Origin of the sequence: Streptomyces coacervatus (genome assembly GCF_029223485.1) — a bacterium.
Classification (GTDB): Bacteria; Actinomycetota; Actinomycetes; order Streptomycetales; family Streptomycetaceae; genus Streptomyces; species Streptomyces coacervatus.
Map to the genome: position 1 here is coordinate 200,370 of NZ_JARHTP010000012.1, position 14,302 is coordinate 214,671.

14 protein-coding genes are annotated in these 14,302 nt (G+C 69.7%); 6 read left to right on the forward strand and 8 right to left on the reverse strand.

Going from position 1 to position 14,302, the window contains the following annotated elements:
- The first annotated feature begins 59 nt into the window (after positions 1-59).
- The 5 genes from P2Q00_RS28870 (at position 60) to P2Q00_RS28890 (ending at position 5,630) form a co-directional block, all read left to right on the forward strand.
- Complete coding sequence (locus P2Q00_RS28870; protein WP_275775945.1) at positions 60-1,682, forward strand: ParB/RepB/Spo0J family partition protein; 1,623 nt, start codon at positions 60-62, stop codon at positions 1,680-1,682.
- A 90-nt stretch (positions 1,683-1,772) separates the two neighbouring features.
- The gene (locus P2Q00_RS28875) at positions 1,773-2,375 is read left to right on the forward strand and encodes a hypothetical protein (protein WP_275775947.1); all 603 of its coding nucleotides are present in this window, start codon (positions 1,773-1,775) and stop codon (positions 2,373-2,375) included.
- Between the two features lie 16 nt (positions 2,376-2,391).
- A complete protein-coding gene (locus P2Q00_RS28880) occupies positions 2,392-3,207 on the forward strand; it encodes a hypothetical protein (protein ID WP_275775948.1) in 816 nt (271 codons plus the stop codon).
- Between the two features lie 31 nt (positions 3,208-3,238).
- A complete protein-coding gene (locus tag P2Q00_RS28885; protein ID WP_275775951.1) occupies positions 3,239-3,784 on the forward strand; it encodes a hypothetical protein in 546 nt (181 codons plus the stop codon).
- An 823-nt stretch (positions 3,785-4,607) separates the two neighbouring features.
- A complete protein-coding gene (locus tag P2Q00_RS28890) occupies positions 4,608-5,630 on the forward strand; it encodes a Gfo/Idh/MocA family protein (RefSeq protein ID WP_275775953.1) in 1,023 nt (340 codons plus the stop codon).
- A 57-nt stretch (positions 5,631-5,687) separates the two neighbouring features.
- On the opposite strand, the gene P2Q00_RS28895 is transcribed toward P2Q00_RS28890, so the two are convergent.
- From P2Q00_RS28895 to P2Q00_RS28905, 3 genes are all read right to left on the reverse strand, one after another.
- Positions 5,688-6,872 (reverse strand): cytochrome P450 family protein, encoded by a 1,185-nt coding sequence (locus tag P2Q00_RS28895; RefSeq protein WP_275775955.1) that lies wholly within the window; start codon positions 6,870-6,872, stop codon positions 5,688-5,690.
- A 182-nt stretch (positions 6,873-7,054) separates the two neighbouring features.
- Positions 7,055-7,720: a response regulator transcription factor gene (locus P2Q00_RS28900; protein WP_275775956.1), complete on the reverse strand. Its 666-nt coding sequence runs from the start codon at positions 7,718-7,720 to the stop codon at positions 7,055-7,057.
- 47 nt (positions 7,721-7,767) lie between these two features.
- Positions 7,768-9,000: a histidine kinase gene (locus P2Q00_RS28905; protein ID WP_275776029.1), complete on the reverse strand. Its 1,233-nt coding sequence runs from the start codon at positions 8,998-9,000 to the stop codon at positions 7,768-7,770.
- 197 nt (positions 9,001-9,197) lie between these two features.
- Between P2Q00_RS28905 and P2Q00_RS28910 the strand changes: the two genes are divergently transcribed.
- Positions 9,198-9,398, forward strand: a complete 201-nt coding sequence (locus tag P2Q00_RS28910; RefSeq protein ID WP_275775958.1) for a hypothetical protein — start codon at positions 9,198-9,200, stop codon at positions 9,396-9,398.
- A 57-nt stretch (positions 9,399-9,455) separates the two neighbouring features.
- Here P2Q00_RS28910 and P2Q00_RS28915 read toward each other — a convergent pair whose 3' ends face one another.
- The 5 genes from P2Q00_RS28915 to allB form a co-directional block, all read right to left on the reverse strand.
- Positions 9,456-9,854, reverse strand: a complete 399-nt coding sequence (locus tag P2Q00_RS28915) for a ribonuclease (protein WP_275775959.1) — start codon at positions 9,852-9,854, stop codon at positions 9,456-9,458.
- Positions 9,855-9,986: 132 nt separating this feature from the next.
- A complete protein-coding gene (locus P2Q00_RS28920; protein ID WP_275775961.1) occupies positions 9,987-10,613 on the reverse strand; it encodes a dihydrofolate reductase family protein in 627 nt (208 codons plus the stop codon).
- 95 nt (positions 10,614-10,708) lie between these two features.
- Entirely contained in the window at positions 10,709-11,527 is an 819-nt protein-coding gene (locus tag P2Q00_RS28925; protein ID WP_275775963.1) for an AIM24 family protein, read from the reverse strand.
- Positions 11,528-11,753: 226 nt separating this feature from the next.
- A complete protein-coding gene (gene alc / locus P2Q00_RS28930) occupies positions 11,754-12,869 on the reverse strand; it encodes an allantoicase (RefSeq protein ID WP_275775965.1) in 1,116 nt (371 codons plus the stop codon).
- 69 nt (positions 12,870-12,938) lie between these two features.
- Positions 12,939-14,276, reverse strand: coding sequence for an allantoinase AllB (gene allB / locus P2Q00_RS28935; RefSeq protein WP_275775966.1), 1,338 nt, complete (start codon positions 14,274-14,276; stop codon positions 12,939-12,941).
- Positions 14,277-14,302: the final 26 nt, after the last annotated feature.

Consider the following 14,302-nt stretch of genomic DNA (forward strand, 5'->3'; position numbering starts at 1 on the left):
CCACATCAGGCGGGCGCACTTCATCTCGCGCCCGCCCCATCACGTGAAAGACCACCACCATGAGCACCACCACCGCCGCACGCCCGGAAGCCGTCGAGGGATTCGTCGGCCGCTTCGTCTGGGTCGATCCCCACGACCTTGTTGTCGACCCGTACAACCACCGCAAGGACCGCGCCGAGACGGACGGCGAGGACACCACCCAGCCCGACCCTGAACTCCAGGCCAGCGTCGATGAACTCGGTGTCCTCACGCCGCTCGTCCTGCGCTCGCAGGAAGGCGAACATGAGGGAAAGCTCGGGATCATCTTCGGGCAGCGCCGCAACAACGCGGCCCTGGCCGCCGCGAAGAAGGCCCGGGCGAAAAAGAAGCCGTACCGGCTCGTTCCCGCGATCGTCCGAGACGACCTTGCAGGGGTGGACGATGCGGCGCTGACGGTGTCGTTCATCGAGAACAAGCACCGCCGCCAGGCCACCGTCCGCGACGACATCGAAGCCGCCCGTCAGCTCTCCCTCATGAACATCCCCAAGGCCCGCAAGGTGCGCAACGCGCGCGCCATGGGCTTCAAGCCTGCCGAGCTCGGCGCCGCCAGCAAGGCCGCCCAACTATCCGACGCGTCGCTCGCCGAGGCGATCGAGGAAGACTTCAACCTCATCGAACTGGCCGAGTTCCAGGAAGTCGAAAGCGTCGAGGACGCTCTGTGGACCCTGACGCGGGCCAAGGCGCGTGACCAGCGGGAGAACAACACCAAGCGCGGCCACTGGAAGCACGCCCTTGCCGGCCTGCGCGCCGAGAAGAAACTCACCGACAAGTGCGCCCAGCAGGCCGCCGAGCTGACCGCCGCGGAGGTCACGGTCGTCGACTGGCGCTGGAACTGGTCCGCCACCAGCACGAGGCCGCTCACCGACCTCCTCACCGATGACGGCGCCCCGCAGACCTCGCAGACCCACCACGCCTGCCCCGGTCACGCTTCGTGCGTCTCCCCGAACGACGCCGAGGTGATCTGGCTGTGCACCGCCTGGCACCGCCACGGCCACCCGCTCACCACCGAGGCCGCCCAGAAGGACACCGCCCAGGCAGGCCCGGACAAGGAGGCGGCCAAAGCGGAGCGGCGCCTGGTCATCGCGAACAACAAGGCGTGGAGGCAGGCCCGCGAGGTCCGCGCGGACTTCATCAAGGACCTGTGCCAGCAGCCCGAGGCGAGCACCCGCGTGTGGCCGCTGATCCTCTCGATGATCACCGGCACCAGCTACGCGTACGAGAACTACGTCAGCCGTAAGAGGACCGACCTGACCGCACGCTTCCTCGGCGTCGAGGACCCCAACGAGGGCAACAGTCAGTGGACTCGGGTGGGCGACCCGTTCGGCGCGGTCATCTCACGCACCAGCCCGGCGCGCTCCTGGAGGGTCCTGCTCGCCCATGTCGCTGGCGCCTACGAGGTGGAGCACATGGACGACGCCGCCTGGCGCAACCGCATCAATGAGCAGACCGTCGCGTGGCTGACGTTCCTGCAAGCGGAGGGCTACGCGCTGAGCACCGTCGAAGCGGAGACCGTGGCCAAGGGCCGCGCCCAGCAGGAGGAAGAGAAGGCGGGCGCTCGGGAGGACGACGAGCCCGAGCAGAACGAGGACACCGAGGACCTTGAGGACAGCCAGGAGCACGAGCCGATTGCGGCCGCAGCCTGACGTCCTGCGGCGGGAGGCTCCCGCCACGGGCCTCCCGCCGGCCTCCAGCCCACCGTCCTCCTCTTCCCACCGCTTCGAAGGAACCGCTCCATGCGCACTGCTCGCTCCGCGCTCGGCTACACCCGCATCCTTGCTGCCCTGCTCGGACCCGACTGGACAGCAGACAGCTGCGGGCACAGCGACCTCGCCGTCCTGGGCGGCCCCGCCATGTCACTGGAAGTTGCCACCCCGACGCCAGTACGCGCGTCCGGCACCGTCAAGGTCTCCCTGTCTCATACGCACGCCTTCGTCTGGCCCCGCCGCAGCGACCACCGCCACGAAGTGATCGGCACGATCGGGGATCCGCAGGCCGTCGCCGACGCCATCCTCACCACGGGCCTGCCCGCGTGGACCAGGCTCCTCGCCGACCTCAGCGTGCGCACCGACCGTACGCTCAGCGCACTCAAGGCGTTCATGACCACGGCTGAGCAACTGGCTGGCCCCGAGGCGCAGGTGGCCTACGGGTCCGTGCCCGGCGTCGCAGATCTGCGCTGGCCCGGCGGCAGGGCCACCATCCACGCCGACGCCGAAGGCGGCATCCGCATCGCCTACCTCGACCTGTCCGACCTGACCGCCAGCACCTTCGTGAACGTGCTCCGCACCGTGACCGGCGCCGAAGTCCTCGCCCCCGCTGCCAGCACCACCGCTTCCTGAACGGCACAAGACACCCATGAAGATCAACCGCCGCAAGGCCACCTGGTATCCGAAAGTCTCCAAGCACCTCTCACAGGCCGTCACGACCAGCGGCGCCTGGACCGTACGCGCCGAAGGGGACGAGCTGATCCCCACTGAATTCGCCCAGCGCAACCCGCACATCGTCGACCCCATGCCCGACGAGCAGGATTACGTGCGCTTCCTCCGTCTGCACACCGTTCACGACGGCCGTGAACTGATCACCGAAATGACTCCCGGCTACGCGGAGGACCTCGGATACGCGCTCATCGACAAGGGCGCACGGACCAGGGTGGCCAACTATGAGCAGCAGGACGGCTTCACCACCGACCGAAAGCCGTGGGAAGCGGCGGTCGCCTCCCACAAGAGGGCACAGACCGCTGCCGTCGACCGGGCGGTGGAGCTGATCCAGATGGTGTGGCCCGCGCTGCAGGCCCGCTACGGGAACATCCTCAGCTTCGACAGCGAGGTGCTCGGCCGCTGGTACATCATGGTCGACAACGAGGGTGCGACCGCGAGGGTCGAAGCCGCACGCGTGCCGGCTCGGGCATGGGGCACGTTCGTCGAGGCGGCCATGGATCGCAACTGGTTTCAGAAGGGGCGCTTCCACGGCGCCGAGGACTGGACACGTGCCAGGCCAGGGCACTACGAGGCGAAGTCGCTGCGGGCCCAGTACAGCGACCGCCTTCACGTCGGCACTGACGGGCAGGCTGTCGAGCTGGTTCTGTTCAGCAGCGAGGTCCGCAAGCTCGCCCGAGGACTCGCCCTGATGCTCACCGCCGTCGAGCGGCACACGGACAGCACGGACGCCTGAGCCGAAGCCTCACCCGCACGGAAAGACCACCATGAGCACCACCACGCCGACCAACGGCTTCATCGTCACCATCGAGCAGACCGCGACCATCCAGGCCACCGCCCTACGCGAAGGCGACACCTTCACCCTCGTCGGCAACGACAGTCCTCTGACCATCCTCGCCCGCCGGCGCCACCTCCAGCCGCTGTGGCTGCTCACCCTCGAAGGCCAGGACGCGCCGATCACCCTGCGCGACGACGAGCCGATACAGCCCCTACGCATGCTGCGCACCTTCGACCTGACCTGCCAGCTGTGCGGGCGCACGGCCCGGCATGTCCTAGACCTCCCCGTCCACGGCATCCCCCAGGCCTGGGTGTGCGGCCGGCCCTGCCCCGACCAAGCAGCCCACTACACGCCGCCCGCACCAAGGACACACGACCATGCCCTCGATCGACCGCACCATACGAGTCGGCACCGTCAACGTCACCGTTCGCACCAGCAACATAACCACGCTCGACGTCACCGCCACCAGGCGCGGCGACATCGTCGTCCGCGGCCGCCACACCACCACCGACACGGACGCCGCCGCCCTCGTTGAACCACGCCGCGCATGGATCTACCAGCGCCTCACACACCTCGACGGAGACCCTGCCGCACAACCCGCTCAAGCACCTCACCAACGGCGAGGAATTCACTGTTCTCGGCCAGCCGTACGTTCTGCGGATCGCCCCGACACCAGCCACCAACGGCCGCTCATCTCCGTACGAGAGCCTCATGCCAGCGACGGGATCCACCTCCGCCACAGCACGGTCCTGAAATCGGATAAAGCCCAGCGAACCGTCATTAACTTCTACGCCGAGACCGGTCGCGAATGACTGAAAGGCTCCCGTCCTCAAATACGCGTAAATGCAGCAAATTTGGATCTATTCGTCAGCTTCTCCACCCACATGCGCACCACATGGGCCCACCACCACAACAACCAGCTCACCCCCCACTGGGCGACAGCCCAGCTCCCGCCCCCACTCCTGAGCGAACTCATCCACCGCACCCTCAAGGCAACAGTCGCGAACGTGGACCGATTGTCAGTCCAACCCTTCCCAGTCGGTGACCGGCGGCTTTGCTCTACCTGACTCCCTGTGGGGCAAGCGAGCGTGTCACCGGGGGGCACGTCGGGGGGACAGGCGGGGGACAGCAGCCTGACAACAGGTAGGGAAAGCTAGGGAAAGATCAGGCAGGAGCACCTCCCGCTATGGGCGACCACCCTGCACGTAAACGACCCCTGACCTGCATCAATGTGACTCTGACCTGGCCAGAGTCCGGATGCTTGCCTTGATCGCGGGAGCGAGATCAACCATTTGTGTAGTTCGATTGTCCGGACATATGCATTGACAGCGTACGCACTGAACCCTCACTTTGTTTCCATGCGCATCGGGGTCATCGGTACGGGGCGAATCGGCACCATTCATGCGAACACGCTCAGCCGCAACCGTGAGGTGGGGTCGCTGATCCTCACGGATGTGGATCCGGCGCGGGCCCAGGAGCTCGCGCTTCGCCTCGGGGAGACGGCGGCGCCGGGCGTGGACGAGATCTTCAAGTGGGGTGTGGATGCCGTGGTGATCACCACGGCGACGTCGGCCCATGCCGAACTGATCGGTCGGGCAGCACGCTCGGGGCTGCCGGTGTTCTGCGAGAAGCCGATAGCGCTCGATCTGCCCGGCACATTGCACGCCATCGCGGAGGTCGAAGCAGCCGGGACGATTCTGCAGATGGGGTTCCAGCGCCGCTTCGACGCGGGCTACGCGGGCGCGCGCGACGCGGTGCTCTCGGGCCGGCTCGGGCGGCTGCACACCGTACGGGCGCTCACGTCCGACCAGGCCCCTCCCCCGCCCGGGTGGCTGCGGCTGTCCGGCGGGCTGTACCGGGACGCGCTGATCCATGACTTCGACGTACTGCGGTGGGTGACGGGGCACGAGATCGTCGAGGTGTACGCGGCCGGGTCCGACGCGGGGCCGCCGATGTTCCGGGAGGCGGGCGACGTCGACACGGGTGCCGCGCTGCTCACGCTCGACGACGGCACCCTCGCCACGGCCACGGCGACCCGGTTGAACGGCGCCGGTTACGACGTCCGCATGGAGCTGGCCGGGGAGCTCGACCAGATCGTCGTCGGCCTGGACGACCGTACGCCGATCGCGTCCACGGAGCCGACCGGGCCGCCGGCCGCGGACAAGCCGTGGTCCGGCTTCCTGGAGCGCTTCGGGCCCGCCTACGAGGCCGAGCTGGCCGCGTTCGTCGAGGTGGTGCTCGGGCAGCGCGCCAATCCGTGCGACGGTCGCGAGGCGCTGCAGGCGCTGCGGATCGCCGAGGCCTGCGAGGTGTCCAGACGGGAGCGCAGACAGGTCGCGCTCGCGGAGATTCCGGGCCGGGCCGAGTCCGCGTTCAGGTGAGCGGTCGTATCGCGTAATCGCCCGTAGCGCCGTATCGCCGTATCGGGAAGGCCGTGGCTACCAGCGCACCGGCAGGGTGCGCACGCCGCGCATCAGCATGCCGGGGAGCCAGTCGCCGGGCGGGCCGTCGAGGGCCAGGCCGGGCGCGCGCTCCAGGAGAGTGCGTATCGCCGTGCGGGCTTCGAGGCGGGCCAGAGGGGCGCCCAGGCAGTAGTGGATGCCGTGGCCGAAGGCCAGATGGCCGCGGGTGTCGCGGCGGATGTCGAAGCGGTCCGGGGCGGGATAGCGCAGGCCGTCGCGGTCGGCGGCGGTGAGGCCGATCATCACCGCGTCGCCCCGCACGATCCTGGTGCCGGCGATCTCCAGGGTTTCGGCGGCGAAGCGGAACGTGGCGTTCTCCACCGGGCCCTCGAAGCGCAGCGTCTCCTCGACCGCACCGTCGACGAGGCTCAAGTCGGCGCGTAGAGCGGCGAGTTGGTCCGGGTGGGTGAGCAGGGAGTGGACCGCGCTGCTGATCAGGTTGACCGTCGTCTCGTGCCCGGCGATCAGCAACACGAAGGCCATGCCGCGCAGTTCGCCCGGGGAGAGCCGGTCGCCGTCCTCGGCTGTGGTGCGGATCAGATCGCTGAGCAGGTCGCCGCTCGGGCCCGCGCGGCGCTTGTCCTCGATGAGTTCGGTGAGGTACTCGGCGAGCCGTACGAAGGCGACGTGTTCGCTGTCCGAGTCGGTCGGTGCGACCGCCTCCGTCGACATCTTGCGGAACTCGGCACGGTCCATCTCGGGTACGCCGAGCAGCTCGCAGATCACGGTGATCGGCAGCGGGTAGGCGAACGAGTCCACGAGATCGGCGCGGCCGCGCGGCAGCATCGCGTCGAGCAGTTCGTCGGTGATCTCCTGGATCCGCGGGCGCAGTTCCTCGACGCGGCGCATGGTGAAGGCCCGTGAGACCAGGGCGCGCAGGCGGGTGTGCTGGGGCGGGTCGGTGCCCAGCAGGTACTTGCCGATCAGATCCTCGTCGAGGAACACCATGCCGATCTTGCTGCCGTCCTTGGACAGACGCGGGTCGGCGAGCGCGGCGCGCGCCTCCTCGTACCCGACGACCAGCCAGGTCTCGTGATGGGCGTCGACCCCGGGCAGCCGCACCCGGTGCACCGGCCCGCGCTCGCGCAGTCGCGCGTAGAAGGGATGCGGGTCCGTGCGAAACCCGTCGCCGAACTCCCCCAGGTCGATCAGTTCCGCCATGCTCTACCTGCCCTCCCCCGTCCCCCGCCCGGTTCTCCCGGTGCACGGAGAACGCACGGGGAGCCCCGCTAGTGCCCTTGACGAAGTCCGGTGCGGTACCGCGCCCGTTTTAAGGGGCGCGGGGAACTGCGCGACAAGCCCCCACCGGCCCGCAGGTTCATCACGCGCATCCAGCGGAGCGCTCACGCTCCGTCCAGAAGCCCCGCGTCGTACGCCAACAACGCGATCTGCACACGGTTGTTGAGGTCGAGCTTGGCCAGGATGCGGGAGACATGGGTCTTCACGGTGGCGACGCTCATGAAGAGCGCGGCGGCGATCTCGGCGTTGGACAGGCCCCGGCCGACCGCGACGGCGACCTCGCGTTCGCGGTCGTTGAGGGTGTCGATGCGCACGCGCGCGTGCGTGCGCCGTATGTCGGTGCCGGAGCCGACGGCGTGCTCCATCAACTGCCGTGTGACGGTGGGCGACAGCACGGGGTCGCCGACCGCGACCCGGCGCACGGCGTCGACGATCTCGGCGGGCGGGGTGTCCTTGAGGACGAATCCGGCGGCACCCGCGCGCAGGGCACGCAGCACCTGTTCGTCGGCGTGGAAGGTGGTCAGGACCACGACCTGCGGGGCGTCCTTGCGCTCCCGCAGCCGCTCGGTGGCCGTCAGGCCGTCCACCGACGGCATCCGGATGTCCATGAGGACCACGTCCGGGCGGGTGCGGTCGACGAGTTCCTCGACCTCGGCGCCGTCGGCGGCCTCGCCGACGATCTCGATGTCGTCGGCGCCGCCCATCATCAGGGACAGCCCGGCCCGCACAAGGGGGTCGTCGTCGACGAGGAGCAGTCTGATCGCAGTCATGGGGCTTACGTAATCACGGCGGGCAGGGCCGCCGCGCGCGGGTCGGCTCATCCCCAGGGCAGCCAGGCCCGCACCCGGAACCCGCCGTCCGGCTCCGCCCCGTGCTCCAGTCGGCCGCCGGTCAGCGTGGCCCGTTCCGTCAGCCCGATCAGCCCCTGCCCGGAGCCGGGCACCAAGGGCACATCCCCCTCCGGAGCGGGATTTCGTACGTCCACGACGAGGCCCTCGCCCGGGCTGCCCGTGACGGAGACCGTGACCTCCGTGCCGGGGGCGTGCTTGCGGGCGTTGGTCAGGGCCTCCTGGGCGATGCGGTACGCGGTGCGGCCCACGGAGGCGGGGACCGCGGCGGGGTCGGTGACGCGGCTGGCGAGGGTGACCTTCATGCCGGCCTCGCGGCACTCGGCGACCAGGGCGTCCAGCGCGCCGAGCGTCGGCTGCGGGCGGCCGGCATCGTCGGGCTCGCCCGCGCGCAGCACGCCGATGATCTCCCGCAGGTCCTGGAGGGCCTCATGGGCGCTCTCGCGGATGACACCGGCCGCCCGCGCGATCTCCTCCTGGGGTGCGTCCGGGCGGAACTCCAGGGCGCCCGCGTGCACGCTCAGCAGCGTCAGCCGGTGCGCCAGGACGTCGTGCATCTCGCGGGCGATGGCCTCGCGGGCGAGCCGCTGCGCCTGCTCGGCACGGAGCTGTGCCTCCGTCTCGGCACGCCGGGCACGGTCGCGCAGGCTCACCATGAGCTGGCGCTTGGACCGGACGAACATGCCCCAGCCGATGACGGTGAGGGTGAACAGCTCCGCGAACGCGACCGCCCCCGCGTACGGCAGGTCTGGATCCGGGCGCAGCCAGAAGAACAGCGGGATCAGCGCGAGGGAGATGCCGCCGATCCAGGCGACGTACCGGAAGGGCCGGTGCACGGCGAGGGTGAAGATGACGACCATGCCGGCGCCGCCCGCCGTGTTCGACACAAGACCGACGGGGATCATCGCGACGGCGAGCCCGAGCGGCCAGCGGCGGCGGAACCACACCGCGGCGCAGGCCAGTGCACCAAGCAACTGGTCGACGACGGCGAGGGCGTGCGGGGTGTGAGTGTCGCCGTTCAGGGTGTCCGCGGCCGCCAGACCGATGGCCACGGCGAGCAGGAAACAGGTGAAGTCGACGATCCAGTCCCGTACGGTGCGCCGGGGCCGCCCGGACCGCCCGGCGTCGGGGTCGATCTCGTGGAGCACGGCCGACGGAAACAACCATCTGCGGCGGCCGATGATCCCCGCGGCGGCCGGCATCGGCTTGTCATCCCTCACGGTCGACAAATCTACGCAGGGACGGCCCCCGTCACCCCGCCACGCGGAGGATCCCCGACCAAAGTTGCATCACTGGATACTTTCGGCGAGCCCGGCCCCACCGGACGGGGAACTTCCGTGGGGCACGACTCGCCCCGCGGCCGATGGCTGTGGGGGGTCCGCGGGGCGAGGGTCATGGCATGAAGCAGCTGCTGGAGTTACTCGGATTCATCGCTCTGGTGCAGGGCGTGCTGGGCCTGGTGGACGAGTTCACCCACTGGCATGTGGGCCTCGTGCAACGGCTCGGCTTCCTCGACGGCTACGGGGTCTACGCGAGCGTCGCCCTGGTGGTGCTGGCGTTCGCGCTGTTCGCCGCCGCGGAGAGCCGGAAGCCCGGATGAGCGCGGACCGGACTTCCGGCTGGTCGCACCGTTCCTGGGCCGAGCGGGGGAAGTCGCTCAGCAGCCGAAGTCGATCAGGTTGAACGTGGCGTAGTGGTCCGAGGTGTAGTAGTCCTCCTGGGTCTCCTCGCCGGTCACGATGCGGCGAGCTCCGCGCGTAGACGAACCGGGCGTGATGACCGTGTACTCGTGGTAGTACCCGGACGACTGGCTGGGCAGGACGCCCTCACGGTTCGAGAAGACGGTGCCGTCCTGCGAGTACGGGTACGGCCCGCCCTGCGCGATCAGGTCCAGGGTGTCGTACGCCTGGGAGGGCAGGGCGCTGTAGCAGATGCTGCCGACGGAGTCGGCCGCGGCGTCCGCAGTGGTGGCGGTGACTGCGCCGCCCACGAGGAGGGCGGACAGGAGAGCGGCTGCGGCGCCGATGCGGGTGGCGCGGGTGTGGGGGAATGTCATGCCCTCATGATGACGCGCGTAGACCGTGGCATGTCAATGTCAAGCCCGGAGATTTTCCCGTGAAGTCCGATGAGTTTTCCGCGAGTTAACGTGGGGCCGTGCGCCGCCACACGGCCCCCACAAAGCGTTCGGCTAGGCGTCTTCCGGGAGCTCGTACGAGCCGTAATCGGGCCGTCCGGCCACGTCGTACGACTGGATGGAGACCCCGGCGGAGGTGATGCTTCCGCCGGTGTGGCGGAACTTGGTCGGTACGGCGCCCTCCACGAAGAAGCGGCGGCCGGAGCCGAGCACCACCGGGAACGTCAGCAGATGGAGGGTGTCGACGAGGTCGAGCGCCAGCAGGGACTGGACGAGGGCGCCGCTGCCGTGCACCTGGAGCTCGCCGTCGGTGCGTTCCTTGAGGGCGGTGACCTCCTTGGCGAGGTCGCCGCTGATCACGGTGGTGTTGGCCCAGGAGGGGTCCGTGAGGGTCGACGAGGCGACGTACTTCGGCAGGGCGTTGAGCTTGGCGGCAATGATGTTGGAGGGGTTGGTCACCTTCGGCCAGTACGCGGAGAAGATGTCGTATGTACGGCGGCCGAGGAGGAACGCGGCGGGGCGCTCGAAGACCTCGGTGACGAACCTGCCGAAGTCCTCGTCGCCGAACACAAAGCTCCAGCCGCCGTGCTCGAAGCCGTCCCGGGTGTCCTCCTGGGGACCGCCGGGTGCCTGGTAGACGCCGTCGAGGGTGACGAAGATCGTGGAGACGAGCTTGCCCATGGCGGGTGCCTGCTTCCTGGTGTGGGGTCTGTTGTCATCAGCTCAGACCCCACCGGCACCCGCAACTCATCGGTCGGTCGTACGACGCGCGGCGCCTACCCGGCGTGGGTCGAGAACAGACCGCCCGTCGGGCCCTGCTTGTCGCCGCCCTGGGCCTTCTTCAGGGCGTTCGCCAGGCTCTCGATGGTGAGGGACTGCAGGATGACCCGGCCGTTGCCCTCCAGGGTGGCCAGCGAGAGGCCCTCGCCGCCGAAGACGGCGTTCATCATGCCCTGGCGGTTGAGGCCGCCGATGCGCTGGACGCCGTACTGGATGCCCTCCTCGAAGGCGACGACGCAGCCCGTGTCGACCTCGATGCGGCCGCCGAAGTCGGCCGGGTTGAGGTCGATGAAGTTGCCGGCGCCCGCGATGATCACCGTGCCGTGACCGGTGAACTTCTCCAGGATGAAGCCCTCGCCGCCGCTCATGCCGGTGCGGCCGCCCTGGAAGGCGATACCGAAGTCGACGGTGGACTCGGCCGCCACGAAGGCGTCCTTCTCGGCGAACCACGCGCGCGTGCCGTCGAGTTCCAGGGCGCGTATCTCGCCGGGGAGCACGCCCGCGAAGCCGACAGTGCCTTCGCCGCCCTGCGCGCTGAAGTACTGGAACGCCAGCGACTCTCCCGCGAGCACGCGCTGGCCGACCTGCATGGCCGTGCCCATGGCCTGGCGCAGCATGCCGCCCATGCCGCCGCCTCCGCCCTGGGGCTGGCCGCCGCCGTTGTTGTTGGACGGGCCGGAGAGACGGGTCTCCATGGTCACGTTCGTCGTCTTGAACAGGAACTTGCCGGCTTCGCAGTACACGGTCTGGCCGGGGTGCAGGTTGACGACCGCCATCTGCATGGCGTTGCCGACGATCTCTTGCTGAAGGGTCACTCCGTGGGAACGCGGCGGGGGTCGACCGAGTTCCGGGTGCGGGTGTGCTGTGGCTCGCGTACTGCTGGGGGCTCCGCCCCCAGGCCCCCGTTCGGCCCTGAAGGGGCCTCGTCCTCAAACGCCGGACGGGCTGGAGTGCCCGACCGGCGCTTGAGAAGTGAGGCCTTGAGACGTGAGGTCTCGAGAAGTGCGGCCTTGAGAAGTGAGGCTCAGCCGCCGAGCCCGCTCAGCCGCCCAGTTCCTGGTGCCGTGCCGTCAATGCGGCCGTGCCCTGGTCCGTCAGTGAGCCGTACAGGCGCAGGCGGGAAATGCCGCCGTCCGGGTAGATGTCCACGCGCGCGTGCGTGCCGACCGCCGGGGTCGGGAGGACGAAGCGGTGGTTGGTGTCGGGCTGGAGGCGGGTGCGCGGGAGGATCTCGTGCCAGTCGCCGTTCTCGCCGTCCTGCACCGACACCGACGCCCAGCCCGCGCTGTTGCCCTTGAGGTATGCCGTGTCGATCTCGATCGCGCGGATCCGGGACTGGGCCGCGAGGCGGTAGCGGATCCAGTCGTTGCCCTGGTCGCGGCGGCGGCGCGTCTCCCAGCCGTCGTCCATCTTGCGGGAGCGGCCCGGCTGGATGGTGTTCGTGGCCGGGGAGTAGAAGAGGTTGGAGGCGTCCTCGGCCTGGCCGCCGTTCTCCAGGGCGACGACGTCGAAGGTGCCCAGCGTGGCCAGCCACTCGGGATCCGGGACGACCTCGCCGTACACCCGCAGGCGCGCGATGCCGCCGTCGGGGTGCTGGTTGACGCGCAGGTGTGTGAAGCGCTGCTCCACGGAGACGGAGAAACCATTCGCCGCGTGGCCGCCGACCGGGGTGCGCGGGACGAGGGTCGTCCACTTCACGTCGTCGCCGAGGAGTTCCTCCGGTGAGGGGGATCCCGGCACCGAGGTGCCCTCGACCGACACCGCCTGCGGGTAGTTGCCGCGGAAGTGGGCCGTGTCGACGACGATCCCGCGGATCACTCCGGGCGCACCCAGGCGGACCAGCGCCCAGTCGTGGTCCTCGGCCGTGGGCCAGGGGTGGCCGGCCGAGGCGCCGCGCCGGCGGCGCGTCTCCCAGCCGTCCATGATCTTGCCCTTGTGCCCGAAGTGCTCGGGGTCGAACTCGGCCCGCTCGGGCACCAGCAGGTTCTCGCGCTGGGCGAAGAACTCGTCGTTGGCGGCGATCACACCGGCGCCGAGCTGCCGGTCGGCGAGGTTCGCGTACTGGGTGAAGGGGAAGTCGGCGGTGCGGTAGTCCGCGTACGGGTCACCGCCTCCGTAGGGGTTCGCGTCGCCGGTGAAACTGGGTATCGCCGTCACGGTGATCAGATCGTCCTTTCGGGGTCGGCCGCTGCGGATGCGGGTGGGAGTGCCCCCTTTGGGGGGAGGTCAGTGGTCGCGGGTGAGCAGCTGCCCCTTCGGCTCGGTGAACTCGCCGTCCGCCACGATGCGTTCGCCGCGCAGCCAGGTGGACTTCACGACGCCGTACAGGGTCTTGCCCGCGTAGGCCGTCACCCGGTTGCGGTGCTGGAGGGCCGCCGGGTCCACGGTGAACGTCTCGTCGGGCGCGAGGACCGCGAAGTCGGCGTCGCGGCCGGCCTCGATGGCGCCCTTCCGGCCGAGACCGACCAGGGCGGCCGTACGGGCGGACATCCAGCGGACCACGTCCTCCAGGCCGTGGCCGCGCCTGCGCGCCTCGGTCCACACCGCGGCCAGGCTCAGCTGGAGGCCGGAGATGCCGCCCCAGGCGGTCGCGAAGTCGTCCGTCTTGAGGTCGGCCGTGGACGGGGAGTGGTCGGTGACCACGCAGTCGATGGTGCCGTCCGCCAGCGCCTGCCACAGCAGGTCCTGGTTGGCTGCCTCACGGATGGGCGGGCAGCACTTGAACTCGCTTGCGCCGTCCGGGACTTCCTCGGCGGTAAGGGTGAGGTAGTGGGGGCAGGTCTCGACGGTGATGCGCACGCCCTCCGCCTTGGCCTCGGCGATCAGCGGGAGCGCGTCGCTCGACGACAGGTGAAGTACGTGCACGCGCGCGTTGAGGCGTTTTGCCTGGGCGATGAGCTGGGCGATCGCCGTGTCCTCGGCGTCGCGCGGGCGGCTGGCGAGGAAGTCGGCGTACTTGGGGCCGCCGTGCTGCGGGGCCGCGTCCAGGTGGTGCGGGTCCTCGGCGTGCACGATCAGCAGGCCGTCGAAGGAGGCGATCTCGGCCAGGGACTGGGCGAGTTGGTCCTGGTTCAGGTGCGGAAACTCGTCGACCCCGGACGGGGACAGGAACGCCTTGAAGCCGAAGACACCGGACTCGTGCAGCGGGCGCAGGTCCTTGACGTTGACGGGCAGGGCGCCGCCCCAGAAGCCGACGTCGATGTGCGCCTTGTCTGCGGCGACGTCCTTCTTCGTACGGAGGTTGTCGACCGTCGTGGTCGGCGGGAGGGAGTTGAGCGGCATGTCGACGAGGGTGGTGATGCCGCCGGCCGCCGCCGCGCGCGTGGCGGTCCAGAAGCCCTCCCACTCGGTGCGGCCGGGATCGTTGACGTGCACATGCGTGTCGACCAGGCCGGGCATCAGGACGTCGTCGCCGAGGTCCTCCAGGCGGGCGTCCGCGGGTACGTCGGCGTCGTACGGGAGTACGGCCGTGATCCTGCCGTCCGCGACCGCGACCGTGGCGGGACGCGTTCCCTCGGGCGTGATGACGCGCGTCGAGCGCAGCACCAGTTCTACGTCGGACACCCGGACCCCTCTCAGCCGCCGCGATT

What these genes read in the sequence shown, in the direction of transcription:
- P2Q00_RS28880 (WP_275775948.1), top strand. Translation starts at nt 2,392, where the DNA reads ATGAAGATCAACCGCCGCAAGGCCACCTGGTATCCGAAAGTCTCCAAG.
- P2Q00_RS28915 (WP_275775959.1), bottom strand. Translation starts at nt 9,854, where the DNA reads ATGACATTCCCCCACACCCGCGCCACCCGCATCGGCGCCGCAGCCGCT.
- P2Q00_RS28910 (WP_275775958.1), top strand. Translation starts at nt 9,198, where the DNA reads ATGAAGCAGCTGCTGGAGTTACTCGGATTCATCGCTCTGGTGCAGGGC.
- P2Q00_RS28920 (WP_275775961.1), bottom strand. Translation starts at nt 10,613, where the DNA reads ATGGGCAAGCTCGTCTCCACGATCTTCGTCACCCTCGACGGCGTCTAC.
- P2Q00_RS28905 (WP_275776029.1), bottom strand. Translation starts at nt 9,000, where the DNA reads ATGCCGGCCGCCGCGGGGATCATCGGCCGCCGCAGATGGTTGTTTCCG.
- P2Q00_RS28890 (WP_275775953.1), top strand. Translation starts at nt 4,608, where the DNA reads ATGCGCATCGGGGTCATCGGTACGGGGCGAATCGGCACCATTCATGCG.
- P2Q00_RS28885 (WP_275775951.1), top strand. Translation starts at nt 3,239, where the DNA reads ATGAGCACCACCACGCCGACCAACGGCTTCATCGTCACCATCGAGCAG.
- P2Q00_RS28875 (WP_275775947.1), top strand. Translation starts at nt 1,773, where the DNA reads ATGCGCACTGCTCGCTCCGCGCTCGGCTACACCCGCATCCTTGCTGCC.
- P2Q00_RS28900 (WP_275775956.1), bottom strand. Translation starts at nt 7,720, where the DNA reads ATGACTGCGATCAGACTGCTCCTCGTCGACGACGACCCCCTTGTGCGG.
- P2Q00_RS28870 (WP_275775945.1), top strand. Translation starts at nt 60, where the DNA reads ATGAGCACCACCACCGCCGCACGCCCGGAAGCCGTCGAGGGATTCGTC.
- P2Q00_RS28895 (WP_275775955.1), bottom strand. Translation starts at nt 6,872, where the DNA reads ATGGCGGAACTGATCGACCTGGGGGAGTTCGGCGACGGGTTTCGCACG.